Origin of the sequence: Bradyrhizobium glycinis (assembly GCF_016031655.1) — a bacterium.
GTDB lineage: Bacteria > Pseudomonadota > Alphaproteobacteria > Rhizobiales > Xanthobacteraceae > Bradyrhizobium > Bradyrhizobium glycinis.
The window spans coordinates 147,308-172,720 of sequence record NZ_JACCHQ010000017.1 but is presented as its reverse complement, the minus strand read 5'-3'; the positions used below and the strand labels follow the sequence as shown (position 1 = coordinate 172,720).

The window sequence follows — 25,413 nt, the reverse complement described above, 5'->3', positions numbered from 1 at the left end:
CGCATTGTCCAGCATGGCGTCAGCCAGGAGCCGCTTCAGCTTCGTGTTCTCGTCCTCCAGCGTCCTCAGCCGCTTGGCCTCGGAGACGTCCATCCCGCCGTACTTGGCCTTCCATTTGTAGATGCTGGCGTCGCTCAGGCCGTGCTTGCGGCATAGATCGGCGACCGACACCCCGGCCTCGTGCTCCTTCAAGATCCCGATAATCTGCTCTTCCGTAAAGCGGCTACGCTTCATGCTCTGGTCCTCGTCGTGGGCCAGAACGAACTTCAAGCTGGATTAAGCTCCGGGGGCAAGGTCATCGCGACCCTCGTTGGAGCGCTTGGGCCAGCCGGCACCGATCTCCACTCGGCCACAGTAGACTCGGTGGCTGGGGCTGTTCTCGCCCGAGCGGCTGGTTTCGGGGACGATGCGGACGTTCCGGGCCTGGAGCGAGAGGGTAACGATTTCGCGGGTGAAGTCGTTCACTCACCTGAGAGCGTTGATTGGCACATCTGCGTTATAGAACCATCTGCAGCGCCAGAGGGTTGCGCAGCCGCCCACGTTATCTGGTCGGCCAGAAGGGATCATCCTGGCCCGTGAGCAGCTTCTCGTAAAAGATTACCGCATATCCGTGTCGCATCCCTTCCTTGCGTCGAACGTAGCCAGAGCTCTCATAAAGTCTTTGAGCTCCTACTTGGATTGTTGTCGTGTCGAGCACGATCGACTTGAACTTCAGCACAACGGCTCGCGCTTCCAAAGCACCAAGAATCCTTCTTCCAAGTCCTCGTCGTTGGAGGGCGCGATCGACCCGCATCCGCTTCAACTCTGCGACGTCATCCTCGATCGGTCTCAGTCCAGCCATTGCAACCAGACGGGAGCCAATGTGCGCCAGTATGAAGTCACCGCCTGACGCAATGTAGACCTCCTTTATGGTCCGTAAATCATCCTCCCATTCACCTTCCGGGCCACGCACACCAACTTCCTCCGATGCGGTTCTATGCAGATGCCACACGTCATCGGTGTCCGCTGACTCAAAGCGACGTAAGATCACTTCGTCCCGAGACATTAACCAATCTCCTTCCGAGCAGCATCGGAGGCCCATGACCCTGCCACGCCCGGGGTCTGCCAAGGAAAATACCACGCCCCGCTTACGGACGCGCGGGGGTCAACAACCGCTGAGAAAGTACAGCCTCGACACTTTCCGAGGCCTCAACGCCGACAATTGATCGGCCTGGTCCAACCGTGTATTTTAAAGCCGCACAACGGTGCATCCGCGTAAAGCGATCCAACGCACAAACGCAAGACGCGCGCAACTTCGCGATTTCACCGCAAGAATGCTCCGTCACGGGCGAAATGGTTGCAGACGTAGGAAAGTTCATTTTCCCTTCTAGCCAATCTGGCTTCACCCCGGCGCTCTCGTTGTCTGGCGACAGCCAACCGAATACCTCGCGAATGTAACCGTGCGGATAGTATTCAGACAGACGATATAAGTCCTTATAGAATTGGGGTCTTTGGCGGTACAGCTCTTCGCCGATCAACAGGACCGAGACTGCCACAACCCGGGCTGAGAAACGACCGCTTGGGCCAAGTGTATTTTTGTAAGGATTCTTTCCGTAAAACACACGAAACTGGCCAAATAGGTCTGGCGACATATGTTCATAAAAGCGCGTCAGCACACAATTTGCCGACTTAAGGCGCTCTAGACATCGCGAAAGACATTGACCTGCATCAGCGTCGGCGACGTCGCGCAACTCGAGTAGCGCCTCAATTGCCGACTGCAATTCGGTCTCGATCAGTTGATGGCCTAAGCAAAAGTCGCGCTCCTCGACTCCAGCCGCGCCAAGGCAATATACGCGAGGGTCGCTTTGCACCGGATTCGTAAGGATCATGTCTTCATAGGAGAGGACCCCGATGCTGGGCTGCCGTTCACAAGTCAAGCGCGCCAGACGATTCAATACAACTCCTACGGTCTGTTCGGCGTCCCAGGGATGGAGGCCGGCAAATGCGGAGAGCTGATAAGCAGAATTGAGGAGATACTGGATGTCTGTCTTGGCGACCTCGAAATCGGGCTGCGGCAAGCTCAGCAGCAGGGCATCATAGTCCATCTCCGCAGCCACTTCGTTTATGATACCACGAAGGACCTTGACCGCTTCGCTCGGCCGTTCACTGCATTTGATCTCCGCAATACGGTGGGGCAGTTGATCGACGACAAAATCACTGAACAATCCAAGCGGGCGCTTTCGCTGCTTGCGATCGATGGTATCGGCCAAATGAGAAAATATGTCCCGCGAAGCCGGGAGCGGCCGTTCTGGGGCAGCAAACGAACGATTATCGATCATAGCTGGGGAGACCTCGACGTCATTGAAAAATCGCCTTCATCTCGGTGCTTGACCCATATCTTGCGGCCGGCGAGTAATCGTGTTTTTCGAGAGGATCAGTTCGTTTGTCTTTTATCCTGCTGTCATTGTACGCGACTTGCTCAAGTATACGATGCGAGAAAAATCGCAATGACACTGCGCCCGAATTGACAATGCCGGAAGGCGTCAACGACAGCAGGCCTTCACTCGAAATGCAAATGAGCCCTGCCTCTTTCAAGATTTTGAGTTCACGAGCAAAGTATTCCTTGAGGGATACTCCAAATTCCTGCTCGAAACGGGAGAGCAACACGCCGCTGCTTCGCAAAGCGAAGATGATCGTTCTGCGCATCAGATCATCACGCGACAATACGATGCCCTTCCACACTGGTTTTTTGCCCGCCTCAACCTTGTGCAAGTAGCGATCAAAGTCTACCTCGTTGTAGAACTGGCACTCACTCATGTAACCAAATCCGCTCACCCCAAAAGGGACCAAATTGTTGTCGTTCCAGGAATCGTATTTGCGGGTCTGTTGAACGGAATGCGGCTGCGACCTCTTAGTCCAATAGAAAATCGGCCCATGGCGATAGCCGAGGCTCGTAAGGATGTGCTCCGCCATGAAATGCATTATGATGCGCTCCTTAGCCCCGGCGAACTGATATCGCCCGTTTGCCAAATGGCGAGCTACGAGGTCCGTCGATTTGAACATCAACGGGAATACATTGAACTTTTCTATTCCCATATCGATGAGGCCGATGAGGGAGTCGTACCAGCTCCGAAGCGTTTGCTGCGGCAGCCCATACATGAGGTCAAGCGATAGATTCCTGGCGCCCATCTCGTGCAGCAATTTCACTGTCTGGATCACTTCGTCTACACCGTGTCCGCGGTTGAGTATGCGCAAAATACTTCGATCGAGAGTTTGAACACCTAGAACGAAGCGATTGACGCCACCTCTCAGTAAGGTCGACACGCGATCTGCAGCGTCGATTTCCTTGCCGAGAGAGGGATGTAATTCGAAACTCACTTCGGACGTGGACAAATCAAAGCGCTGCTTGATCATACCAAACAGCGTTTTGAGTTGATCGTCCTTCAAGAACGAAGGGGTTCCGCCTCCGATGAAGGCTGTCTCGATGGTTCTGCCGGCAAGCGCCGTCTCCGACCAACTCATCTCCTTTTCCAGAGCTGCCATGTAACGTTCAATTCGCCCGGGAGGCGGATTGATCTGCTTGCCGAAATGGCAAAAGGTGCAACTTTGATGGCAGAAGGGGATGTGAAAATACAGATCAATTGACTGCGCGATCCGATCCAACAACTTTTCGGGATTGAAGTCCCCCATTGCCTTAAGAGGCGGGTATGTACCGACGAGATAATCGTTGAACGTGTCGAGATGCAAATTTCGCGACCTCAACATGTCGATGTTGATATCGTACGACCGATCGACCGCGAACTCCAGGGCTTCGGAATAGCTTGGCGCGCGCATCTTCGGGACTCCTTCAGTATTTGCCTGCAGGGCAGGGCACGATGGCGGCTGAGTTCATTTGACGACGATCAGACGACGATGATCAGATCTCCCAGCCGGGGCGAACCTTGTTCGTCTGTCGCGAAGCGGCACCCAAGGATGCTTCGAGTGCGGTGCTGAAGGTTTCCTCAAAAATGACGCGTGAGCTCCCAGATGTGACGAGAGCGGAAATCGCTGAGCGAACTCGGCCCGGTTCAGCGGGCTCGTGCACAATTTCCTGCCCGGTCTCCCTCGCCCCTGGAAAGCAATCGAAGTTCGAAGAGGACACCGAGCTTCATCTGCTTTTCTCCTAACGGGGCCGACATTGCCGCGCCGCTGCATGCTTACGCTGCGCGACACGGCCCAACAAATTCCACCACCGTGGACTAGCAATTGACGTGCCACCAGGAGCGAGCTCGCCTTGCTTGGAGAGAGCCCAAAAACTATGCGGCAAGCGGGGGAAGACGGAAGACTTGCACCTTCGGCGTCCGGTTAGGCACAATAACGTCTTCGAGTGGACAGGACCGAACATGACAATTTGAGTATTGGGTAATGCAAGCGCTGTCGCGTTATGCATGCCAGTTGATGCCAGTTGCTATGACCGGATGAATCGTTGGAGCCCTTATCGAATGCTGCCGCATTCTTCCGCAACGACAGGCGTCGGAGGAACCGAACCGGCACGGTGTTTCCTCGCCGGATGAACGGATGCCTGCGACCCTCAGATCGCTCACGGAAAGGACTGCGAAAGTCGATCTGCGAGGCGCTGAGGCGCAGTGACCTCGCGGCCATTCGTTGATGCCCGGCTGAGGGATAAGCCCCGCCCTGCGGACCGGACGGGGCTTGTCGCGAGGCGAACCTCAGTCGCCGTTCTTACGCGGACGGGACCAGATCAGGCTGAAGCCGTCGCCGTCCTCGTCGCTGAACAGGTTGGCGTAGATCGGGGCGTTGAACGAGGGGTCGGCGAGCTTGAGCGAGAGATAGTCGCGGCCCTCCTCGGAGCGCTTTAACCAGGCGGCGCCGATCTCGGCTCGGCCGACGAAGACGCGGTGGCTCGGGGCGTTCTCGTTGGTGCGGTTGGCCTCGGGCACGATGCATTTGCGGGATCGCGTGCTATGGAAAATCACTTGGGTCTCAAGGAAGTCCGGCCGACGGCATGGCCGCCGGCAGGGCGGAGACGCAACTCGCGGCGTCACCGATTGTCAGCCCGGCATGGCGGCCGTCAGGTGTCCGCACCGGGAAGAATGGGTTCTTCGCCGAAGGGGCGATTAATGATCGACAGCGCGTCGGGCGCGGCGAAGACGCGGTTGCGCGCATAGCCGGTGCGCTCGTTCAAGATTTTATTCTCGACCAGTTGCTCTACCGCTTGCGAGGCTGCAGGCACCGTAATGCTGAGAAGCGAGGCTAGACGCTTGACAGTCAGAACCGGATAGTGCGGCAGAACATCGAGCGCGCGCAGGCTGGCTGAGCCCTGGCGAAACTTCCGCCGCTTCCGCCACAGATCGCCAAGCGTGGACAAAGCGTCGCGGGTCTTCAGGAGCTCATCCGTGGTGCCGACAATCGCGTCCGCCATGAATCCGACCGCTTCATGCCATTCGAGGCGCTGCTGAGCCGCCTTGAGCGACTCATAATAAGCTGTCTTGTGGGCTTCAATGTACGGTGACAGGTAAATCGGCATCATGCGTTCAGCGGCCATCATCAATGGCAAAAGCAGACGGCCAACGCGGCCATTGCCATCGCGAAACGGGTGGACCGCCTCGAAATGTGCGTGCGCAACCGCCATTCGCACGATGAAGCTCTGGTACATCGCCTGCATGCCCTCGCAGCGCATGTACTTCATCGTGTCCTCAAGACACGCGGCAATGTCCGACGGCGGCGTCGGATTGTAGGTCGAGTAAGCAATATCGCCTCTGCCGCCGATCCAGACGACAACCTGGCGAAGATCGCCGGGCTTGTCCTTGTATTCTGCGTCGCCGCGCATGACGGCGCGATGCAGATCCTGCACCAAACCGCTTGTGAAGATTTCCAGTTTCACTTGTCTGGCCCGAGGCAGGAAGTCATCAAGCGCGAGCGCGTAATCACGCACCTGAACTACCGCCTCGCCCTGCTGGGAATCTTCGCTTTCTTCACCGGACAGCAATTCGTCAAGCGTGCTGTTGGTGCCTTCGATCGCCGAGCTGCTGACAGCTTCCCGCCGGGGTAAGATGCGGCTGATCAGATACGGGTCCTTTAGTTCGGCCGCGAGCGTCTCGATGCGCACCAGGGCTGCGTCCGCCGCCCTGAGCCGGTCAAGGACCGGACCCACGGCAACGCCGTCCTCAGGCGGGGGCAGCGGAACCACGCCGTAATGCGCGGCATGGGGTGCCGGAAGCCGCTTCAATCGTTCCCGTACGGCGTGAGTGAGATTATCGCGGTTCAAGGGAAACCTTTCGCAGATGAGCTTATTTCGGCCGCATAATAAAGGTTATTTATATATACTTCAATAAAGTCGCTGGAGGGCGAATCCTACACAAGGTTTTTGAGTTCCATTTCTGGGGAACCGCTTGCGCGTACTGTCGTTACATCTATATTACGTAACGACAGTACGGAGACATTTCGTGGCCGATCCTACGGTAGTCAGGCGAGTAAAACGCCAGCGCGACGTTCGCCTGGCTGAAGGCTGGCAGGAAGTCCGTGTGTGGGTGCCCACCGAACAAGACGCAAACGACATCAGAAACCTCGCCGCCGATCGCAGGGCAAAAGCCAAAGCGCTCGCCGGCCTTGACGAAGAAATTAAGAGCATGCCCCCAGAAACGCTGCACCGTATTGCCGAGGCGATCGCATCCCAGGGCTCGGCAGCCTACACGACCCCCTCCGGGCCAGTACTGGACCTCCTCACCAAACTCGCGGAAGAGGACGATCTTGCGAGCTTCTCGCGGGCTTTCATTCTTTTGGCGCGCGCCGCACCGGCTAACGCCGCGTTTGTCGCGGGCGCGGTGCCGGCAAAGATCTCCAACTTCCTGATCAAGCATCGCGGCGTCAAGGCGACCGCGCTGATCAAGTGGACCGAGTCCAATCCGGATTGGGCTAAGGAGCTCAAGAACGCACTGCGTGATCCCGATCTATTTGTTCGGGTCGTCGAAGGCTTCGCCTCTGCGATCAAGCAAAGTGCCGCCGCTCACTAGAACTTTGACAAAGAAAGAAAGAAAGGCGCCGTTTCAAAAAAGCGGCGCCGGCTCTCTTTGACTCTGATCAGCCTTCACAATGAATGTGCCTTAGGGCCACTCGCCTTGCCATGTTAGACTGGGCAATGCCCTTTCCAGTTACCCCCGCAGCCGGAGACGATCCCCGCCAGTTTCTGATTCAAGACCCGACGGGGGTTCGCCATCCGATTATTTCCTTGCTGGCAATCGACAACCACACAGACCGCGTTTCTGGTCTCGGCACGGCGTTCCGGATTGACCCCTTCGGAGGATATCTGACCGCGCAGCACGTGCTTGAAACATGGCTCGGGCCTTCGCGTCCGCGGTCGACGGTTGTCGGCCTTCTCAACCCGGGGCTTGTTTATGGGCGCGCCCCGATCGGGGTCGACGGGATGGTCGTGATTGCGTCAGCGACCGCATTTCGCACCCCGCCAGAAGATATTGCCCTTGATCGGCTGCTCAACCGTGACTCGAGCCGCATGTCACTTGACTGCATGACGCTGTCGTTCAAAGCGGACAACACGCGCCTGAACGAAGTACGCGATTTTCTGCCCCTGCGGCTGACCGGGAAATGGCCCAAGGTCGGCGATGAAGTCATGGCGATGGGATTTCCCGAACTGCGTTCGATACGGGACCGCGAGATCGACGCGGATGTTCTGACTGAGCGCATGTATGGGTCTATAGGCCGCGTGACCGCAGTGCAACCGAGTGGCCGCGAACATCGACCTTGGCCGACATTTGCGGTCGACAGCCATTGGCGCGGCGGCATGAGCGGCGGCCCCGTTTTCAACCAGGACGGAGAGGTGATCGGCCTCGTCAGCTCAAGCGACGAGCCGGGAAGCGACGGTGCGCAATCCTACGCCTTCTGGTTTGCGCCGATCCCGGGTCTCCAACGCAACCTCCCTCACGTCGACCCATCGAACCCTGGATGGGCGCGCGGTTGGGCGGTGGTGCGCAACGCTCCCTGGCATGTTGCGGCAATGACCAACGACCGCGCACGGGCAGAGGAAATCTGCGCGACGCTGGCGTCGGACTATTCGGTTCGTTTTGGTTCCCTGAGGGCTGGCTCAGATGACTTTATGGGTTCGGCCGATTAGGCGGGTCAGGTAAATTGGAAGCTGACCAGGTGTGCCGATTTTACCAAGTCGTGGGCCCGACCTTTCCAACGCGTAAATTCAAGGCAGCGACACCAAAATGAGCAAGCCATTTGATCTTCTCAGTCTCTATGCCCGGTTCAGCAGGGAGCGAAAGATTTCCGTCACGGCGCCCCAGACAGCCCAGGAATTCCTGGCGGCGATCGGCGCGCAGCTCGACAAGGCATTGATCGATGACATTCTGATTGCGGGCCAACGAACCGCGGCAATGTTCGAAGCCATGGTGGTCGCGCTTGGTCATTACAAGCTGATGAAGGTCGAAGATACCGGGCGCGTCTATCCTGTCGGCAGATACCGGGCGCCCGATTTCCGGATCGTACTGGAAGACGACGAGCAATGGCTGGTCGAAGTCAAGAACGTCTACGAGGCAGATCCGGTCCGGCAAGAGCGACAGATCATGACACCGTCTTATTTGTCCTCGCTCGACAGCTACGCGCGGGCAACACGGGCCGCGATTAAGGTCGCCGTCTATTGGGCCAGATGGGGCATCTGGACGCTCGTGTCCCCGCACGATCTGCTGGATGAAAATGGCTACCTCAAGCTCGACATGCAACATGCCGTCCGCTTCAATGAGCTGGGCAGGCTCGGCGATATGACAATCGGGACAACGCCGCCGCTCACACTTCGGCTAACCGCCGACAAGCCCAACGCCATCGGCGCCGACGGAATGGCGCCTTTCACGGTGGGAGAGGTCACGATGCTCAGTGAGGATCGTGTCCTCACGCGTACGGACGAGCAGGAGATCGCGTGGATATTCATGAGTCTCGGGGAATGGGCCGAGCAGGAGACCAAGGCCATTGTGACCGACGGAAGATTGTCGGCGATCGAGTTTTCCTGGCTGCCCGAGGAACGGCTCAACGAGGACACTGAGAGATTTGAAATAATCGGCACGCTGAGCCGGATGTTTTCCCGCCACTATTCGCAACAGGCCAATGGAGAACCGGATTCAGTGCAAATTGAACTTGAACATCGGCCCAACTGGTTCGCGCCATTGATATCGTCCGACTACAAAAGTGATGCGTTGCCGCTATGGCGCTTCGTCCAGCAGCCGGGCGCGGTGAAGACGGCGAATAAGAGTTGAGCTATAGAAACGCCGCGCGGAGTTTGACGGCTCGGTTTGCTGTCCTCCTGCCGATGAATCTCGGTTTCGTCGGATCACGCAGCGACTCTGCCTCGTGAGCCGGCAACAGCGCCGAGAACCAAGAGTGCAGCATAAGACAAGCAACAGCCGATGATCGCAAATACAATGCCCGTGAGGGTCGTCGGAAGCGCGGGCGCATAGGCGCTCCAGGCTTGCGCCATGATCGGCTTGTCGTAGTCGACCGCTACCGCCAGGATGGCCGCAGGCGTGGCGCCATTCGCCAAAGCCGATTGCTGCTCGTTCAGCCGGTCCAGCCTTCGAACATATTCCGTCATTCGCTGCGCCTGGTCGCGCACCAGTGGTTCTGGGTTCTTCGCCGTGACACCGAGTGCGCCCGATCGGTCATAACCGGAGCGGCGGGAGTCCTCGTCGAAGTTGCGCACAATGACTGTCAGCTCGTCGGCTGCGCCACCGAGCCGCTGCCTATACTGTTGCAGGAGCTCAGGAATCTGCGCAAACAGCAAAGCACCCAGAAGCGACAAAACCGCAAAGAGCCGTTGCATTGCACCACTCCTTCTCGCGTCGAGACCACCGCTTTGAAGGTTTCAATAACCTCGATTCAGTCATTCGGGTCCAATCACAAGAAGTGGTTGTCGGCCCACCTTTCCGCCCCGGTCGGCCGAGGGCGTTCAGCCCATTCGGGAGACCTGTAGCGGGCTCTATGCACCGATTAGCTGTCGCTCGGGAGCAATCGAAATGTTGGACGATGTGCTACAATATGCGGCGGGAATGCCCTCACGTGCCCGCCTCTGAAGCGTTACACACGGAAGCAGTGTCACCAGTCGAGAATTCAGGATGAGCCCAAAGCGCAAGGTCGCGCAAATTGACCGTCTGGCTGGTGCAATTGGCTACATCGCCACCGATTTCGAGAGGTTTGCCGGACTATTTCTGGACGCCCTGCTCGAGGTGCCTCTGAACCATCAAGGGACCAATCTGGTTGGCTATGCCGTTGGCGGCGTGGTCGATACAGTCAGCGACGACGGCCGGATAGTCGCCGAGTACTCTGATGCTCGTGGTTATTTTGAGCGCCCGATGGTCAAGGCGCATGACGATCTGAGAAAGGCACTCAATCGCAAACCGTCCGCACGGGACATCTTCCTGCTGTCGGGCCAGCGAAAGCGGCCCCAAGTCGCCCAGGAGTTCGAAAGCGCCGTCAGAACGTGGCCGGAAATGGAGGGCAAGACTCTGCACCTGTGGGGCGCGGAGGAGATCGCGACCCAGTTGATCGAAAAACTGATCTTCAGCGACACTGTTGTTCGAAGGCTCGCTCCATACCTGCCTGAGCTTCAGAGGATCCGGGATGAAGAGGCGGTGAGCCGGTTGGTCCCCGCCCCGGATCGAAGCCGCATTATTCGCCCCGATGTCGACGCCGACATCTCGCGGCGCCTCTCGGAAAGTCCAGTGGTGACCATCAGCGGTATCGCCGGGCTCGGCAAGTCAGCGGCAGCTGCCGCTTACGCCACGGACCATGAAGACCAGTACGACCTCGTGATCTGGCTAGACGCGGGGGAAGTCCGTCGGCCCGAGGATCTCCAGGCCCTCCCTTTGGTGCGAGGCGGCGAAACCCGGAACGTCACGGCGCTGCTGCGCACCGGGGCCTGTCTGTTGGTAATCGATGACGCCGAACCCGGTCTTTCGACGGCGCCCCTTGGTGAACTTTGCGGGCCCCGCTCACGGATCATCCTCACGCAGCGGTCGGCACAACCCGGCTCATACGAACTGCCAATGTTCGTTCGTGGGGAGGCACAGAGCCTGCTCGACCAGGATGGCGCGATGTGCCCGGCTGATGTGTTTGACATCATCTGGTCCACGGTGGGCGGCCATCCGCTGACCCTGGGTCTGATCAGCGCTGCCGTGCGGCAGGGCGCCAGATGGGACGAGATCGTTCTTGACTGTCGGGCTGTCGGCGAACTCGAACATCATGGCCAGCGCCTCGCCGACCGGCTCTTGGGGCGCCTGCGCCCTGCCCTGGAGCGGGAGCTGTCTGTCTTCGCCTGGGCCGAGCAGTCAACTTGCGGGCAGGACTTTCTTGAGCATGTCGTCCAGCCGCTCGGCATTCGCAAGCTCCGCAGCCACGGACTTACGGCTGCTGACCGAAGCGGGATTATTCGGCTCCACGATGTCGTGTACGCGGCGCTGAGCGGCGGCGGCTGGTGTCCTCCGGAGCGGCGCGTCGAGCTGGATGCCGCGCTGGAGGCCTATCTGCGCGCCGCGGCGAGTGAGCCTGGTCTGCGTCTTTGGACGATCGGGCGCATCCTCCTCCCTAAGCTCAGAAAGCTGATTGCTGCAGGAGCTCGCTCTGCCGCGTTCCGTTACGCGCTGCTCACGGTATCGGATCATACCGAACTGCGGCCCGAACTCGTGGGCGACCCATTGGCCGATGCCAATGCGCTGGCAGGACGCCCGCCGGCGCCTTTGGCGTTGATGGCAATTATCGAAGCGATTGAGCAGCTGTTCCTCTATGACAAGCTGGAAAGCGATGAGATCGCCAAGGTGCGGCTGCGGCAACGCCTGTCAGCGTTCGACACACTTACCGAACTTCCCGGGCTCACTGACAGGCAGGCTGCCGAAGTGCAGCATCATAAGGGTAAGGCGCTCAAGAGACTTGGTGAGTCGGCCGCCGCGGCCGAACTCTTTGAGCAGGTGCTGAGCGGGCCCTCGCCCATGCACGAAACCCGCCTGCAATTGATCGATATCTACCGGAGCAATCCCGCCAAAGTGGCTCGGGCGATTGAGCTGGTGGATGAAATCCTCGCTCGCGCTCCCGGCCAAGATAACGTGACTTACTCGGTTCTTCTGGGTGTGATCGAGCGCTTGCCATGGGGCTCAGGCAACTGGCGAGCAGCGCTCATCCGACGCCATGCAGACGCAATCGAGCGAACGATCGTCGAGGCAGCGAATGTCGGAGTGCTACAGGCGATTCGTGCGTTCGCTGCGCTCGGGCGCTACCTCTCGACCGAAGAGCCGGTCATGTTTGGGCGCATCTTCAAGCAGCTCTCCGAGCCCGCGCTAGAAGGCTTGCAGACCGACAGCGATCGTTTTGCATGGGCTGAGGTCTATTTCGAGGCAGCCCGCCTGCCGGGTGCCGACGCTTCCGGCTTCCATGCCAAGGCCCTCGCCCTCCATGAGTCGCTGGTCCGACCACAGCTTTTCCACCTCCAGCGGCGGGCCGAACTCCTAATCGAAATGGGTCGACCGGCCGAAGGCGAGTCGCTCCTACGAGAGCGGAAGGATCTTGAAACCAGCGAGTGGCTCCAGCGGCTCATGGCCCGCGCCCGGCGCGCGCAGGGCGACGCGGCCGGAGCGTTGGTCTGGATCAACAGGGCGCTGGAGCGCCTCCGGGCGGACCATTTTCGCAGCGAATTCTTGGAACTCCGTTATGACATCCGGGCCGACCTTGGCGACGCTCGCGCTACCGAGGATCTCGTCGAGGCTCGTGTGGCGAGTCAAAAGGACGTCGAAGCGGCTCGTCTAGATGTGCGGCTCAACGACACGGGACATGGAGGACAAGTGGGATCACGACGACCTTCATGACCGACGCATCTCAATCCGTCTCGCCCGCTTCTCGATGCAAGTGGAAAGAACTCGATACCGAACGACGGGTGTTGCTTTCAGAACTCACGGGAAGCGCCTCGAACAAGTTAGATCAACTACTTTCGCCGAGGAGATCGGTTCTGCATAATCGATCCGCGACAATTCCGGCAATGGCATCGAGAACCTTTGAGCTAGACCCCCCAAGCATCGATTATTTGTGCGAGCGGAAATGGGGCTTTTTCCTTCGACCACTCATGGAAAGGCGCCGCCGTCTGGCTATAGGGGCTGGGATCGGGCCTATCGAATTGCACTCGTGTGGGGATGTGGAACGCGCTGCCGAAGACAATCGCTTCACCTGACGACAATATCGTTACCTGATCGAGCAAGCGCCGGGCTTGCATCGGGATGATGCGAAATGGTCGATGTCGTCCGGATTCTGAAGACGATGGCTGATGAAGTTGGCGCACTGACTGATGATAGTCTGACTAATCTCGCTCGGACGTTGGCTGGCGATGATGAGCGACAGGCCGAACTTGCGCCCTTCCTTTGCGATACGCTCAAAGGTCAGTCGCGCCAGTCGATGACCTCGATCCTCGTCCGCGCGAGCTGGTCGGGCGTAGTTATGCGCTTCTTCGAGGACGAGAACCCACGGATGTTTGTAGCGCGACGCAGCAGGCAAGCGTTCCCGCGCCTCCAGCAACACGCGCCCGATGACGGCACATGCATAGGGCAGCACTTCGTTGCTCAGCATCGAAAGATCGAGCACCGACACCTTTGGACCGGTCGTAGCCCCTAATCCGAAACGAGCGAACCAGGCGGACAAACTAGCGATAGCAGTGTCAGCGTCTTCATAGTTGAGGAATGCACGCCACCTCTTGTCATCAAGGCGGGTTTTCAAACGCAGCTTCAGCGTGGTGAGATGGGCGTCCACCCGGAAGGTGTCCTCCTTTGATACAGCGCGACTGATCAGTGATGGATCTGTCAATGTCGATCGCGCGATCGGAACTGGAGAGTCCGCAGTGCGCGCACCAGCCTCCGCTGTATCACGCCCGCCGACGATCTTGGATCGAACGGCGTCCTTGAGCTTCTCTGCTTCGGCCGCGATCACAGCCTGATTGTTCATGACCTCGGTGTTGTAGTCGTTGGCCGACCGATGTGAGGCGAACAGTTTATCGAACGCCGCGGTGTCGATGTCGGTGTTCGCGAGATGGCCGGTAACGGCGTCACAATAAGAACCCGCTGCCTTCTTCTTGATCTTTGTAAGTTCGCTGAGAAGTTGATCCAGCGCGCTCATTGCGTTCTGCAATGAACCGAGACTGGCCGCAGCTGTGGCATTGCCGCCTTTCGCAATCGCCCACCAGTCTTTCAACACGGGTTCCTGTGTCTGTTCCGCCGCGCTCAGCCATGCACAGATCTCCTCCGCGTTCAGGAACCAGAGCGGGAGGCCGAACTCTTTGCCGTTGAGATAGATGCGATCCGGCAAGCGAACCGCTGCTTTTGCGGCAGGAAAGGCTTTGGCGTATTCGCCATTGATGTCGAGAATGAAGACATGCGGCTCCTCTGCTGCGCTGTCGAGCGCTTTCATGGCCTTCTGAATGAGGCTCGACACCGAGAATGACTTGCCCGACCCGGTGTTGCCGACGATGGCCAAGGGCCTCGAGAATAGGTCATTGTAGGACGCCCGGACGACGTTACGCGCCTGGCCCGTCGGAAATCCGATCTTCAAGTCGCAGTCAAAGTCCCTCGCATCATAACCCTCCGGCCTGTTGCGACGGGGCGGAATTTCAAACACAGCGCGCAAGATGTCGGGTGATCCGATTTCTGCCGGTGTATCGAGTGTTGGCAGGATGGATATACCCGGGCTGAAAGACGGGTCATTGTCGGTATGCTCGATGGTACCTAGCAACTGCACGCTGGCCGTCCGGCGTGGCTTCAAGAGTTCCAGGCTGAGTTCATCGCCGCTGGTGGGATCGAAGCTCTCGCGTGCCTCAAGATCGGTAATGATACCGATGACGGTTTCGCCCGCCCCCAATGAAAAGGTCAGATACGCATTGATCGCGATCGCAGCCTGAACCCCATCAAGGGTCGCGCGCAGGGCCGATCTGGTTTCGGGCAGCAATTCCACCTTCACCCGGAAGCCTTGAACCGAGACAATATGGCCGACGAGACGTGGGTTATCCATCTTACGCCCCCGGCGCGGGTTCAGCGGGCATCGCGGACGAAGCTATTTGCTTTTCGAATCGCCGCAGGCGCAGGAAGTCGTCCACCATTGCACGTCGGGCATCACCGAGCGGGCGAAATCATCAAACGTCGCGTGTTTGAACTTGGCAGCAACAAAGGCGCCATCCGTCGGGCACAAAACGAAGGCGCGCTTGCCGAGATCCTTATAGCGGCGCACCCGCTCGATGACCGGGCTGGCTGGGTTAGGTTCGACCACGAGCATCACCAACGACGGATTCATAAGCGCATTCTCAATGATGCGACTAACGTGATCATCGCCAAAGCCGTAACCGAGAACGAGCAGAAAGGTCTGGGGGACACCGAGGCGTACCTGAAAGGACCGGAAGAGATGCGCATAGGGCATCGTCAGGGTCTGCGCGAACTTGTTGGCAGTCGGCAGGATACCAACCGATGGCGTTCCGCCGGCCAATTTGACGAGCACGGCCGCCTTCTCATCTGGACTCAAACCTGCATAGATTCGGAACGGGACGAGGTCGGGATGCCGCGCGCGCATCTCACCGTCCTGCTCGAACCAATGAATGGACCCATGCAGTTTGTAGAAGTGCAGGAACTTGTCAAAACGCCGCACCCGACCGTCGGCAACCTCACCGGGATAATAGACGTCGAGCCCATAAACCGATGGATCGAAGCGAGCGGCTGCGTGGCCGGTGAAGCCGTCGAAATATTGGATGCCTAGCAACTCCAGTGCCTGCTCGAATAGAGTGTCGTAATTCAGCGTGAAGAGATGGATTCGGCCAAGATTGCTGTCACGCGCGACGAGCTTGGACAAAAATGCGAGCTGCGGCGCGATCTCGCTTGCAGACTTCGCTTTGGCAGAGTCAGGCAAAGACAGGGCGCATTCCGAGAAGATCGACATGCGCAGGCGATCAACAAACCATTGGAGGTCATCAAGACTTGGAGCTGGCGTGCCCGGCCAAGTGACGCCAGAAAATGGTGCGTCCTTTGAGTTACCAACGACGAGGGAATTGGCAACAAATGATAGCCACTGCTCGAACCCCATGGTGGGCTCGTCGAGCAAGTCGGCCAATGAGACGGTATCCCGACGCGCTTTGATGATGGGCCCAACTGAGGCGGGCGCGTCGGAGAGAACCTCGATCGTTTCGAAGACGGCGGTTTCAAGGTTCGCCATGGTTTTACCGCCAGCGGAAACCGACGCCCCGTCAACACAACGAGGTTCTCCATGCGGAGCCATTCGGAGATCAGCGCCTGGAGGCGAATGCGCCCCTGCTTCTGATCAAGCCCAAGCAGGAGGTCGCCAGCATTGCCGTCCTCAGTCAGACCGATGAGCTGATACTCGATGGGTTCAGGCGCCCCTCCCGTCATGTATTTCCCCCTACAAGCCGCCGCGCAATGGATTGATGAGCTGAAGCCCGGAAAAGTCTTTTTCGTTGTCCGTCACAACCACGCAGTCATTCGCACCGGCGACGGCGGCGATGATCATGTCGAGTCCGCTACGAGGACGACCGGCGGCCTTCCCCTCCGCCATTAACCGCGCCCAAACCAAGCCGGCCCTGTCGTCGAACGACAGGATGCGCCCTGCAAACAGCGCTTGCGGTCCTTCTGGCCCGGCGAACCAGGCGTCGAGCGCGTCGCGCTTCTTGCCGCGCGGCTTTTCCAGAATGCCACGCCGGATTTCGGCCACTGTCAGTGAGGCAATGAACAAATCCTCATCGCGCTGCTCCCCCATCCAAGCCAATAGTGACTCAGACGGCTTCGGCTTGACGATGTTGCTGATGATGTTGGTATCGAGAAGATAGCGCGTCACAGATCGGCCTTACGCCCTTCTTCACGGGGGCGCGTCAGGTCGAGATCGGCACCAACGAGCGGCGAGCGACGCAACGCACTCAAGATGCCACCGGACTTCGGTGGCTCGCCAGAAACGGCCTGTTGCACCGTGCGCCGAAGATCCCCAGCTTCTGGCCCTTCCTCGGTCAACTTACGGGCAAGCGTTCTGATGAGGTCGCGGTCGGTCTCGAGGGCTTGGAGCTCAAACCGCACGATGCCCCGCTTGGTCAGCCGGGATCGGTACTTTTCGATCGCCCTTTTCTGCGCGCTATTGCTCACCGACCGCTTCCATAGTATATCTGGTTATATAGCCGAATCCGGCCTTGCCGCAAGACCGCGAGAGTCTCGTGTTACGTCGGCAGCGGAGAATATGAGGGCGGAGCGTTGTCCGACGTCGGGGTCAAGCAAATTGCATCTCGCAGAGGTGATCACGAAAATGTTTCTCGTGCGCTCGACTTTTCCCGGTGCTCAGTTGCTCCAAATTCCGGAATTTCATGGTGAGTCTCCCAGACAGAGACTCTGCAACCCCACCTGGAACGTATCAAGAACTAATTGCTCCGCTACGCGCGGGTTTGAACCGCTATTCGAGCTGACGTTTGCCGCTTCTTTTACCGCTTGAGCTATAGAAACACTTTGCTATAGCTCACATTATGGCCAATAATGAGCTATAGAAGGAAAGTCTATAGCTCATGCCTTGGAACTGGGAAGACCCAAATTGGCCTAATTTCTCTTATGATATCCATGCTTTATATAAGTTTGAGGCCGCCTTTTTGCTGCGCTCCGGCGAGTTCTTCGGCGCTTTCAAGCACGTCACTCAGAACGACCAGGCCAATCTTCGCATCGAGCTGATCAGCGAGGAGGCTCTCAAAACCTCGGAGATCGAGGGAGAGATACTCGATCGCGACAGCGTCCAGTCCTCCCTGCGTTATCAGTTCGGCATCGCCGAGGATCAGTCAGGCGTACCGGCGGCTGAGCGCGGCATCGCTCAGATGATGGTCGACCTCTACCGCAAGTTCGCCGAGCCTCTCAGCGACGAGACCATGTTTGCCTGGCATAAGATGTTGATGGCGGACAGCCGCACGATCCAGGTGATCGGCGGCTATCGGACTCACGCTGATCCCATGCAGGTGGTGTCCGGACCCATCAGCCATCGCAAGGTCCATTTCGAGGCCCCGCCTTCGGAGCATATGGCGCATGAGATGGCGGCGTTCATCACCTGGTTCAACGAGACCGCCCCCGGCGGCGCGCGTGCGCTGCCAGCCCTCACGCGTGCCGCTCTTGCTCACCTGTACTTCGTCAGCATCCACCCGTTCGAAGACGGCAACGGCCGCATCGCCCGTGCCCTGGCGGAGAAGTCGTTGGCGCAGAACCTCAACCAGCCGACGCTCATTGCCTTGGCCTATACGATCGAGCGCAAGCGCAAGGCCTACTACGACGCGCTGGAGCACAACAACAAGTCGACCGAGGTTACTGATTGGCTGATCTACTTTGCCGAGACCGTTCTGGAGGCGCAGGACAACACCAATAAACGTGTTGAGTTCTACGTTGCCAAGACCGGATTCTACGAACGTCTGCGCGGCCAGTTGAACGATCGCCAGCAGAAAGCCATTGCCCGGATGTTTAAGGAAGGCATCGAAGGCTTCAAGGGTGGCCTAAGCGCGGAGAACTACATCCGCATCACCCGTGCTTCCCGCGCCACGGCTACGCGCGACCTGCAAGACCTAGTTGCCAAGGGGGCGCTCACCAAGACTGGTGAGCTGCGGCATACCCGTTACTATCTGAAGCTGGACTGACGAGAGGGAGAATCCCCGGCACCTATGCCGACTCTTCGGCATTGGTGATGCCGAGCCGAACGCGCCGGATGCGTCGCGCGTCAAGGCGGCTTGCCGCTCGTCTCGACCCTTGACGGCCTGCCCGTTCGGGACGTTCTTCTCTTGTCGCCGAAGCGGGCGACATAGGCTTGAGAGCCGGCAACGCCGCGATCGAAGTAAACGTCCTCGTCGCCGCCCTCCGGGCTTTCGGTCGAGATGTCGACGCTGACCTCGCGGAAAACCTCCAGGTTTTTTGGATCTCCTTTCAGCGCCGAGACGGTGTAGGTATATTCGTGGTCAGGCTCGACGGTATAGTCAGCCCACTGAAAGCTCTGGATCGGGGTGCTGCCGTGTCGAGTAGTGCGCCGGGGCCGGAAAGCCGGGGTCGGTCTCGGCGCAGGCCGTCATACCCGTGATGTAACCGGCCTCTCCCGACGTGTGATCCACGCGGTGAATCGCGAAACCGCGAAGTCCGGTGCACGACTGCTTGGGCAGATTGAAGCCCAGCATCACGACGTAGGTCCCCGAGATGGCGTTGACCTTCAAGCCGTTTCTTGTCCTGTTCGCTCTCATGATGCCCCTGAAATGGCTGAATGAAGAATGCCGGAGGTAGCTCAGCTCGAGCTGCAAAGGCTGACTCCCGATCTCCTCTCGTCCCATTGATGCACAATATGAACTGGCATTTAACTTTACGTTGCCCTCGGGCAGCCGTGGACGCGGAGGTATCGGCCGGCCCGGCCTGGCGAAGTTCTTTTCACTGTCAACCTGGAGTGATAGGCTATGGCCATATTGTATTTTGGCGTGAGGTAACCCGCATGCGCCGATTTTCTTTAGCCGCTGTTGTCCTCCTTGCTTTCTGCACCAACGCCTCGGCCTGGGGCGACGAGGGCCACAAGATTGTCTGCGAGATTGCCTACCGGTTGGCTCAGCCGGATACGCGCGCCGCGATAAGGAAACTGATTCAGGCGGACAAGGTGTTTGACACCTTCGCCGATTCCTGCGTCTTCCCTGACCATCCGCGCATTCGTCCTTCTGAGCACTTGATCAACCTGCCCAGAGATGCGCGGGGAGTGACGGGGGATGACTGCCCGAATGCCCCTAAATGTGTGCTCACAGCCATCCTCAACGACTCGAAGGTTGTGAACTCAAGCCAGGTCAAGCGGGCCGACAGGCTTATTGCGCTGAAGTCGCTCGCGCATTGGGTGGGCGACATCCATCAGCCGCTGCATGTGTCCTTTGAGGACGACCGGGTCGGCAACAGCATCAGGGTCCAGGGCGAGTGTTCAGGCAATTTGCACGGCACCTGGGACAGCTGCCTGGTCACCCATGCGGTAGGCCCGGATGTCGATGAGGCGGCGTCAGACCTCATCGATGCGAAAACCCCGCCCTGAAGACCAAGTGGAGCTCGTCCGACCCGCGCGACTGGGCCAACGAGTCCTTTGCAATTTCTGAATCTGTTAAAACGGGTTATTGCGTCATGCACGGCTCTTCCTGCGACCTTCCGGAGGGCAGCGTGACAGTTAACGCTGATTATCTCGCCGCGAACAAACCAATCGTGAAAGAGCAACTGCAGAAGGCCGGGCTTCGGCTCGCACGTCTGCTGGATGATATCTTCGCCGATTAGGTCAAGAAATGACAGCGTGACTTAGCGCCGTCGTCCAAGACGGCCTCCCCGCGAATGGGTCTGCCGGCTTCCACAGATGACGTAGCCGGATGTCGCCCCTGGCTGTCACCGGGACTATGGCTATCCGTTCTTTGGTTCGGGTAGGCTTCGGAACTCCACTTCAACCAACAAATCATTCCGGCGCGGTCCAATTGCGTCTCAATCTCATCTCCCGTTGCACGTCTAACCCCAATGCACGGCCAGGAGGACGGGGAAACTGGTGCTGAGGCGCGTACGCGCAAGGCATCCAACCGTATCCCTGAAGGGGCCCTCGGTCGGACCCTCCGTTGCGCGCCCGCTATCTCCTCGTCTCGCGAAAATTTCCCGTCCGGCCGCGATTGGCGCAGCTGGCAAAACAAACGGGAGATAGTCAAATGAAACGCACTCAAAGGAAAACCCGCCCACATGGAGTCATGGAGTTTATGTGGTCGAGGGCGAAAGCAAGAAAGCCTTCTGGACCACGATCGGCGTCGCGTGGCTCCACGATGACGGCAAGGGCTTCAAGATCAGCCTGAGCTGCCTGCCGCCGGATGGGCGCCTGGTGGTTCGCGAACCGAAGTCCGTCCAGGACGATGAGGAGGCGGGGCAATGAGCCCCATTTCCTCTTCCCGCTTCCTGGTCAAATGCTTTGACTGCGAGGAATGGGCGATCGTCGTCGAAGCTGACAGCCGCGAAGACGCGATCCGCAAGGCCGAGGCCATCTATCTCACCGACAGTCTCGGCACCATGGACGGCTTTGAGCTCGTCCGCAGCGACTTCGGCTGGAGTGCGAGGCCACTGGTCCAGGAGGTGCAATCATGAGCACCCTCCCCATCCAAGAGGTCCGCAAGACTGTGCTTCACGGTGATTGCGTGGAGGTCATGCAACACATGACCTCCAGCTCGGTGGATTTCATCCTCACGGATCCTCCTTACCTGTGCCGCTTGATGTCTCATAGGCGAGCATTTGTTGGCGAGCCTTCGCAGCCTTGTAGACTTCCTGTTCCATGATGCGCATCTCCGGGACCTCCTCAAATCACCCACTCGGATTCAGGATTGAGACGCGACACTCTCTTTCCGGTGTCCGTGTCTTTAAGATAGCGGAGCCGGCTCCAGACGAGACGGCCGACATATAGTTCTTATTGAGAATGCCGACGCCGCAACCGCGCGAAATCTTCAATGCGCTGCCCAAGCCGCCAGGCGGCTTGAATGGGATCGAGACGGCGGCACCAAGCCTCGGTTCAAATTGGTTCCGGCGTGTTAAGGTCGAGCTTTGCATTTCGTGTTCAGGCCATTCGTGCGTGCAGCTACGTGGCACAGACTTTGCTGTTAGACTGCAGCAAATAGCGAGCGAGTGCTGAGGCGCACAGATGCGAGACCACCGATGCTCCTTCCTTGAACCGATGTACCCCGCTTATGAGATGGAACACTTCCGCTTGTGACTTGGAGCGCCGTCTCGCCTAACGCGACGGTACCGGTATTTGCCGCGGATCTCGCTGGGAAGTTCCAGTGCGACAAGCCGGTCGCCCAGCGATCAGAGATCATCTAGCACAAAAAATGGCCCGAGGTCGGGCATCAGGTTTTGGAGAGTAATATGCTGCTCGGCTTAGAATCCCCAGCTCCCCCAATCACAGTGGAGAATTGGCTGCGTGGCCATCCCCTCGCAAGTCTCCAGCCCGGAACCGTGTACGTCGTCGAATTCTGGGCAACATGGTGCCCACCGTGCGTGGCGGCGCTGCCCGGTCTGGTGCATTTGCAGGAGAAATATATAAATAGCGGACTTGAGGTGCTCGGAATCGCAGCTCACGAACAGGCTCAAACAGCGGACGAGGCTCGAAATAATTTGGACGCCTGGCTGACCGAAAAGGTGCCAAATCTCAATTACCGGATAGGTTTCGACTCCACAGGTGAAATGAAAAAGCTCTGGCTAGATCCCAGCTTTTCTGTTGGGATTCCTACCTCGTTCGTTGTCGACCGTGACGGCCGCATTGCCTTTGTTGGCCATCCGACAGAACTCGAAGACGTTTTACCGAAAATTCTGACCGGCAGCTGGCGGACCAGTGATGAAGCTAAAGCCGCCGAGACAGAGCGGATCGCGGAAAACGAGCGCGCAATGCGCGAATGCCGCGCACAACAAGACGGTGATTGAGCCACCTCGCAAAAGTTGCGCTAGTGGTGGAGACTGGAGATTGGACGAAGGCACTTCCGGCTATGAAAGAGGCGTCGCTCTAATTCGGGATGAGCTTCGTTTCAGCTTGATAAATGCGGGTTCTCTTTTGCGTCGAAAAGATGCGCGTCTTTCAGACTGGTTTGCAGGTTGCGACCCCATTTGTTCGGGTCGCGACCGACAATGAATTCGCGTTTTTGAATTCACCCTTTCGTCTGCCGAGCGCCTCGTGACGGGAAAAACATACATCTCCGAACACATTCTGACGCTGCATTCTCCCGACGTACCCTTTAGAGAAGGCAAGAATGAAGATGTTGATTAGACGTCGCCATAACGGGTGCGCTCCCCTCATTTTGTGACCGATCCATCAATGAAACAGATTGATCTCGGCGCGCGGGAGCGATTGCTGCGCTGCGTGCAATAACAGGGCAAAATGCGAGGCTGCGCTTAAACCGCTGCAGCTGTGCGCGCCATCAATCCCGAACGCACCTTTTGGGCAATCGCGCGGATGTCCTTCAATGGCTCGTGACGATCTTGGGACCACTGGGAATGACGTGCCTGGCTCGTTCAAGGTCGCGCCGCTTGCCGCGATGGCGAGAAACTACGCGCCTGCTGCAGGAACATGCAGACATGATCTGCGGCCAGCCGGTGCTTGAGCTCATACTCGATAGCACTACCGCGCGAGGCACGCTTGAACGAAACGGGTGAACGCTAAGATAGGCGATGCAGTCTAACGATTCCTCAGTCGCGCGCATATTCGCGAACTACAGCGTGGAGCGATGGGGTACATTCCTTCAGGCCTTCTCCAGGCTCAATTGAAAGGATCACCCCTCAAGCGAAGCTCTAGGCGGCTTTGACACGAAAATTGAAATGAATAGGCGAAGCGGAACCGCTTGAACGCGTTTCTGATCCCTGTCGATCACTACCAGAGATTCTGTCGGCGCAGTTGCTGTGACATGCGGTCAACGCGTCAGCGTTGTCCACCATGTCGGCAGTCTTGGTTCCTGCGTCCGTTCACGTCAGACCGCCATCGGCGGCGATAGCGGCGCACCTGATGACGGCGGCGATTGACGTCGTTTTGAAAACGTCGAGTGACACAGCTCCTTTGCCTTCGACGTTCACGATCTCGGCGGTGGTGCGACAGACGTGGCAGCGACGGCGCTCGACTCCGAACACGCACAGCGCTGTTCGGTCGAGTGGAAGGATCCGCATGCATGGGACGGACCCGCAATGGCTTGTCGCTCAAAGTTCGTCTTGCTGTCCGGGCTGCGACGTACTGCCGTACGCGAACGTTGTCCTCGCGGGAGCTGTTATGGATGTGCACTATCTCATAAGTCCGTTACCGCCCCTTGCGTTCGACGCAGCCGCGGATCAGCCACGCAATTTCTCGACTGCCATGTTCGCAAGGTCTACCTTTGAAAAAGCTGACCAAGCGCGGAGCCGAGCCGCATTGCTGTCATCTAGGACAGCCTGCCAGTCCTCGCTTTGGTGTGGAGGCCCACCATTTGCAAGACGATTGGGTTTCCTGCGTATTGTAGTCTGAGGTCCAATTCGGCCCGACCGGGATGTAGTCATGGCACTGGGGAACGACCGACGAGAACGGTAAGCAAACCGCCGCCCCACAGGCGCGCCGCTGCTCTCCTGGCATCCTCCAACGTTACCGCATCAACGAGGGCGTCGTGCTTTTCGAGGTAGTCGATCGGCAGCTTATCAAGCTGATGCTGCAACAGCGTCCGCGCAAGCTTCGATGTTGTGTTGAGAGCTAGTATCTGCGAGCCCTTCAGGTAAGACTTTGCATCATCGAGTTCCTGCTGGGTCGGTCCTGTCTCGGCAAGGTGGCGGACCTGCCTCTCGATCTCTTCGACTGTCCCGCCGGCGCGGTCAGCCCGCGTGCCGCTACCGCCGACGAACACGGCCGAATGATCCATCCAGACCAGCTGCTCGCTGACGAAATAGGCCAACCCGCGCTTCTCGCGGACTTCGCGGAAGAGCCGCGAGGTCAAACCGCCGCCGCCAAGGATGTGGTTGACGACATAGGCTGCCATGAAATCCGGTTCGGTGCGCCGGACGCCGGGACCTCCGAATATCACAAACGTCTGAGGTACATCGAGCGGAATGAAGATGCGCTGCGGCGGTTTTTCTGCGACCACATCCGCAACCGGCGTCGAATTCGAGCTGGCCGGCAGGCCCCCGAAAGTCATGTCGAGTAATTTGCAGAGGACCTCTGGATCGATGTCGCCGACGACCGCGATCTTGAGTGTGTCTTTTGCGATTACGCTTCGGTGATAGCCCTTGAGATCTGCTACGTCGATCTTCGGCACGCTTTCGAGGGTGCCTTTGGCCTGCCGGGCATATGGATGATCCTTGAAGGCCACCTCGAAGAATTTGCGATGTCCGAGCGAATCCGGATCGGTCGATTCATGTCGAAGGTTTGCAAGCACGCCGGCACGAATTCGTTCGACATCCGCCGGGTTGAAACGTGGTGAGGTTAGCGCCGTCCGTAAGAGGTCAAAGGCTTCCTCCTTGCAGTCCTTAAGCATTTGCAAGCTACCGCGGAAGTCGTCGCGATGCGATGTAAAGCTCAACTCAATGGCGCGGCCATCGAGCCGCTCATGAAACGTCTTGGAGTCGAGATCGCCGGAGCCTTCGTCGAGCAGGTTAGCCACCATGTGCCCAACCCCGGGTTTCTCGGTGGGATCCTGCGTCGCGCCGCCGCCGAAGGCAAATTCCACGGCGATCAGCGGGACGGTCGCATCCTGCACCAACGTTGCCTTTATACCGCCAGGCGAGACCAGGCGTTGGATCTTGGCCGCGGCAAGCGCGCCAGTGGCGGCAAGCAAACTTGGTGATCCGAGCATCGCGATTGAAGCCGACGCCCCGGCGACGAGGACGTCACGTCGCATGCAAGACTGGGCCATATTGCCTCTCT

The 25,413-nt window shown here is 58.4% G+C and carries 23 protein-coding genes and 1 pseudogene; 10 read left to right on the top strand and 14 right to left on the bottom strand.

The features are described 5' to 3' along the window. From HZZ16_RS23610 to HZZ16_RS23580, 7 genes and pseudogenes are all read right to left on the bottom strand, one after another. A partial coding sequence (locus tag HZZ16_RS23610; protein ID WP_197949286.1) for a transposase occupies positions 1 to 234 on the bottom strand: 234 nt, incomplete at its 3' end. Between the two features lie 57 nt (positions 235 to 291). Further along, positions 292 to 465 (bottom strand): annotated as a pseudogene (locus HZZ16_RS23605) (DUF736 family protein); the annotation flags it as partial. Between the two features lie 76 nt (positions 466 to 541). Continuing rightward, on the bottom strand, positions 542 to 1,045 hold the full coding sequence (locus HZZ16_RS23600) for a GNAT family N-acetyltransferase (RefSeq protein ID WP_197952182.1): 504 nt from the start codon (positions 1,043 to 1,045) through the stop codon (positions 542 to 544). 82 nt (positions 1,046 to 1,127) lie between these two features. After that, a complete protein-coding gene (locus tag HZZ16_RS23595) occupies positions 1,128 to 2,249 on the bottom strand; it encodes a hypothetical protein (RefSeq protein ID WP_246510357.1) in 1,122 nt (373 codons plus the stop codon). A gap of 88 nt (positions 2,250 to 2,337) precedes the next feature. Continuing rightward, complete coding sequence (locus HZZ16_RS23590; protein WP_197952180.1) at positions 2,338 to 3,813, bottom strand: coproporphyrinogen-III oxidase family protein; 1,476 nt, start codon at positions 3,811 to 3,813, stop codon at positions 2,338 to 2,340. An 875-nt stretch (positions 3,814 to 4,688) separates the two neighbouring features. Beyond that, positions 4,689 to 4,955, bottom strand: a complete 267-nt coding sequence (locus HZZ16_RS23585; protein ID WP_311974229.1) for a DUF736 domain-containing protein — start codon at positions 4,953 to 4,955, stop codon at positions 4,689 to 4,691. 95 nt (positions 4,956 to 5,050) lie between these two features. Continuing rightward, a complete protein-coding gene (locus tag HZZ16_RS23580) occupies positions 5,051 to 6,247 on the bottom strand; it encodes a Fic family protein (RefSeq protein WP_246510355.1) in 1,197 nt (398 codons plus the stop codon). A gap of 178 nt (positions 6,248 to 6,425) precedes the next feature. Here HZZ16_RS23580 and HZZ16_RS23575 point away from each other — a divergent pair, with 178 nt between their 5' ends. The 3 genes from HZZ16_RS23575 to HZZ16_RS23565 all read left to right on the top strand — a co-directional run bounded on the left by HZZ16_RS23575 (position 6,426) and on the right by HZZ16_RS23565 (position 9,245). Next, a complete protein-coding gene (locus HZZ16_RS23575; protein ID WP_311974228.1) occupies positions 6,426 to 6,992 on the top strand; it encodes a hypothetical protein in 567 nt (188 codons plus the stop codon). Between the two features lie 215 nt (positions 6,993 to 7,207). Beyond that, positions 7,208 to 8,107 carry a S1 family peptidase gene (locus HZZ16_RS23570; protein ID WP_197952176.1) on the top strand — a complete coding sequence of 300 codons (900 nt, stop codon included), beginning with the start codon at positions 7,208 to 7,210 and terminating at the stop codon, positions 8,105 to 8,107. A gap of 97 nt (positions 8,108 to 8,204) precedes the next feature. Continuing rightward, positions 8,205 to 9,245, top strand: a complete 1,041-nt coding sequence (locus HZZ16_RS23565) for a hypothetical protein (RefSeq protein WP_197952174.1) — start codon at positions 8,205 to 8,207, stop codon at positions 9,243 to 9,245. A 74-nt stretch (positions 9,246 to 9,319) separates the two neighbouring features. Here HZZ16_RS23565 and HZZ16_RS23560 read toward each other — a convergent pair whose 3' ends face one another. Next, a complete protein-coding gene (locus HZZ16_RS23560) occupies positions 9,320 to 9,808 on the bottom strand; it encodes a DUF2937 family protein (protein WP_197952171.1) in 489 nt (162 codons plus the stop codon). Positions 9,809 to 10,100: 292 nt separating this feature from the next. Between HZZ16_RS23560 and HZZ16_RS23555 the strand changes: the two genes are divergently transcribed. Next, positions 10,101 to 12,839 (top strand): tetratricopeptide repeat protein, encoded by a 2,739-nt coding sequence (locus tag HZZ16_RS23555; RefSeq protein ID WP_197952168.1) that lies wholly within the window; start codon positions 10,101 to 10,103, stop codon positions 12,837 to 12,839. A gap of 370 nt (positions 12,840 to 13,209) precedes the next feature. On the opposite strand, the gene HZZ16_RS23550 is transcribed toward HZZ16_RS23555, so the two are convergent. The 4 genes from HZZ16_RS23550 to HZZ16_RS23535 all read right to left on the bottom strand — a co-directional run bounded on the left by HZZ16_RS23550 (position 13,210) and on the right by HZZ16_RS23535 (position 17,144). Continuing rightward, positions 13,210 to 15,021: an ATP-binding protein gene (locus HZZ16_RS23550; RefSeq protein ID WP_246510353.1), complete on the bottom strand. Its 1,812-nt coding sequence runs from the start codon at positions 15,019 to 15,021 to the stop codon at positions 13,210 to 13,212. A gap of 42 nt (positions 15,022 to 15,063) precedes the next feature. Beyond that, positions 15,064 to 16,209 (bottom strand): SIR2 family protein, encoded by a 1,146-nt coding sequence (locus HZZ16_RS23545; RefSeq protein WP_246510350.1) that lies wholly within the window; start codon positions 16,207 to 16,209, stop codon positions 15,064 to 15,066. A 204-nt stretch (positions 16,210 to 16,413) separates the two neighbouring features. Next, entirely contained in the window at positions 16,414 to 16,845 is a 432-nt protein-coding gene (locus HZZ16_RS23540; protein WP_197952166.1) for a PIN domain-containing protein, read from the bottom strand. Continuing rightward, on the bottom strand, positions 16,842 to 17,144 hold the full coding sequence (locus HZZ16_RS23535; RefSeq protein ID WP_197952164.1) for a hypothetical protein: 303 nt from the start codon (positions 17,142 to 17,144) through the stop codon (positions 16,842 to 16,844). The genes HZZ16_RS23540 and HZZ16_RS23535 overlap by 4 nt, the downstream gene beginning before the upstream one ends. A 410-nt stretch (positions 17,145 to 17,554) precedes the next feature. Here HZZ16_RS23535 and HZZ16_RS23530 point away from each other — a divergent pair, with 410 nt between their 5' ends. Then, positions 17,555 to 18,658 carry a Fic family protein gene (locus tag HZZ16_RS23530; protein ID WP_197952162.1) on the top strand — a complete coding sequence of 368 codons (1,104 nt, stop codon included), beginning with the start codon at positions 17,555 to 17,557 and terminating at the stop codon, positions 18,656 to 18,658. Positions 18,659 to 18,991: 333 nt separating this feature from the next. Here the strand turns inward: HZZ16_RS23530 and HZZ16_RS23525 are convergent, their stop codons facing one another. Continuing rightward, positions 18,992 to 19,306, bottom strand: a complete 315-nt coding sequence (locus HZZ16_RS23525; protein ID WP_197952160.1) for a hypothetical protein — start codon at positions 19,304 to 19,306, stop codon at positions 18,992 to 18,994. A 185-nt stretch (positions 19,307 to 19,491) separates the two neighbouring features. On the opposite strand from HZZ16_RS23525, the gene HZZ16_RS23520 reads away from it, so the two are divergent. From HZZ16_RS23520 to HZZ16_RS23500, 5 genes are all read left to right on the top strand, one after another. Beyond that, on the top strand, positions 19,492 to 20,067 hold the full coding sequence (locus HZZ16_RS23520; RefSeq protein WP_197952158.1) for a S1/P1 nuclease: 576 nt from the start codon (positions 19,492 to 19,494) through the stop codon (positions 20,065 to 20,067). After that, positions 20,064 to 20,300 (top strand): S1/P1 nuclease, encoded by a 237-nt coding sequence (locus HZZ16_RS37960; RefSeq protein WP_197952210.1) that lies wholly within the window; start codon positions 20,064 to 20,066, stop codon positions 20,298 to 20,300. The genes HZZ16_RS23520 and HZZ16_RS37960 overlap by 4 nt, the downstream gene beginning before the upstream one ends. 463 nt (positions 20,301 to 20,763) lie before the next feature. Then, a complete protein-coding gene (locus HZZ16_RS23510) occupies positions 20,764 to 20,931 on the top strand; it encodes a hypothetical protein (protein WP_197952156.1) in 168 nt (55 codons plus the stop codon). Then, a complete protein-coding gene (locus HZZ16_RS23505; RefSeq protein ID WP_197952153.1) occupies positions 20,928 to 21,140 on the top strand; it encodes a hypothetical protein in 213 nt (70 codons plus the stop codon). Before HZZ16_RS23510 ends, HZZ16_RS23505 begins: the two co-directional genes overlap by 4 nt. A gap of 771 nt (positions 21,141 to 21,911) precedes the next feature. Then, entirely contained in the window at positions 21,912 to 22,466 is a 555-nt protein-coding gene (locus tag HZZ16_RS23500; RefSeq protein WP_197952151.1) for a TlpA disulfide reductase family protein, read from the top strand. A 1,589-nt stretch (positions 22,467 to 24,055) separates the two neighbouring features. Here HZZ16_RS23500 and HZZ16_RS23495 read toward each other — a convergent pair. Then, positions 24,056 to 25,342 carry a M16 family metallopeptidase gene (locus tag HZZ16_RS23495; RefSeq protein ID WP_197952208.1) on the bottom strand — a complete coding sequence of 429 codons (1,287 nt, stop codon included), beginning with the start codon at positions 25,340 to 25,342 and terminating at the stop codon, positions 24,056 to 24,058. Positions 25,343 to 25,413: the final 71 nt, after the last annotated feature.

Bases quoted from the DNA above. Each gene is read 5' to 3' on its own strand.
- HZZ16_RS23600 (WP_197952182.1), bottom strand. From the start codon at position 1,045: ATGTCTCGGGACGAAGTGATCTTACGTCGCTTTGAGTCAGCGGACACC.
- HZZ16_RS23590 (WP_197952180.1), bottom strand. From the start codon at position 3,813: ATGCGCGCGCCAAGCTATTCCGAAGCCCTGGAGTTCGCGGTCGATCGG.
- HZZ16_RS23565 (WP_197952174.1), top strand. From the start codon at position 8,205: ATGAGCAAGCCATTTGATCTTCTCAGTCTCTATGCCCGGTTCAGCAGG.
- HZZ16_RS23560 (WP_197952171.1), bottom strand. From the start codon at position 9,808: ATGCAACGGCTCTTTGCGGTTTTGTCGCTTCTGGGTGCTTTGCTGTTT.
- HZZ16_RS23555 (WP_197952168.1), top strand. From the start codon at position 10,101: ATGAGCCCAAAGCGCAAGGTCGCGCAAATTGACCGTCTGGCTGGTGCA.
- HZZ16_RS23550 (WP_246510353.1), bottom strand. From the start codon at position 15,021: ATGGATAACCCACGTCTCGTCGGCCATATTGTCTCGGTTCAAGGCTTC.
- HZZ16_RS23545 (WP_246510350.1), bottom strand. From the start codon at position 16,209: ATGGCGAACCTTGAAACCGCCGTCTTCGAAACGATCGAGGTTCTCTCC.
- HZZ16_RS23530 (WP_197952162.1), top strand. From the start codon at position 17,555: ATGCCTTGGAACTGGGAAGACCCAAATTGGCCTAATTTCTCTTATGAT.
- HZZ16_RS23520 (WP_197952158.1), top strand. From the start codon at position 19,492: ATGCGCCGATTTTCTTTAGCCGCTGTTGTCCTCCTTGCTTTCTGCACC.
- HZZ16_RS23505 (WP_197952153.1), top strand. From the start codon at position 20,928: ATGAGCCCCATTTCCTCTTCCCGCTTCCTGGTCAAATGCTTTGACTGC.
- HZZ16_RS23500 (WP_197952151.1), top strand. From the start codon at position 21,912: ATGCTGCTCGGCTTAGAATCCCCAGCTCCCCCAATCACAGTGGAGAAT.
- HZZ16_RS23495 (WP_197952208.1), bottom strand. From the start codon at position 25,342: ATGCTCGGATCACCAAGTTTGCTTGCCGCCACTGGCGCGCTTGCCGCG.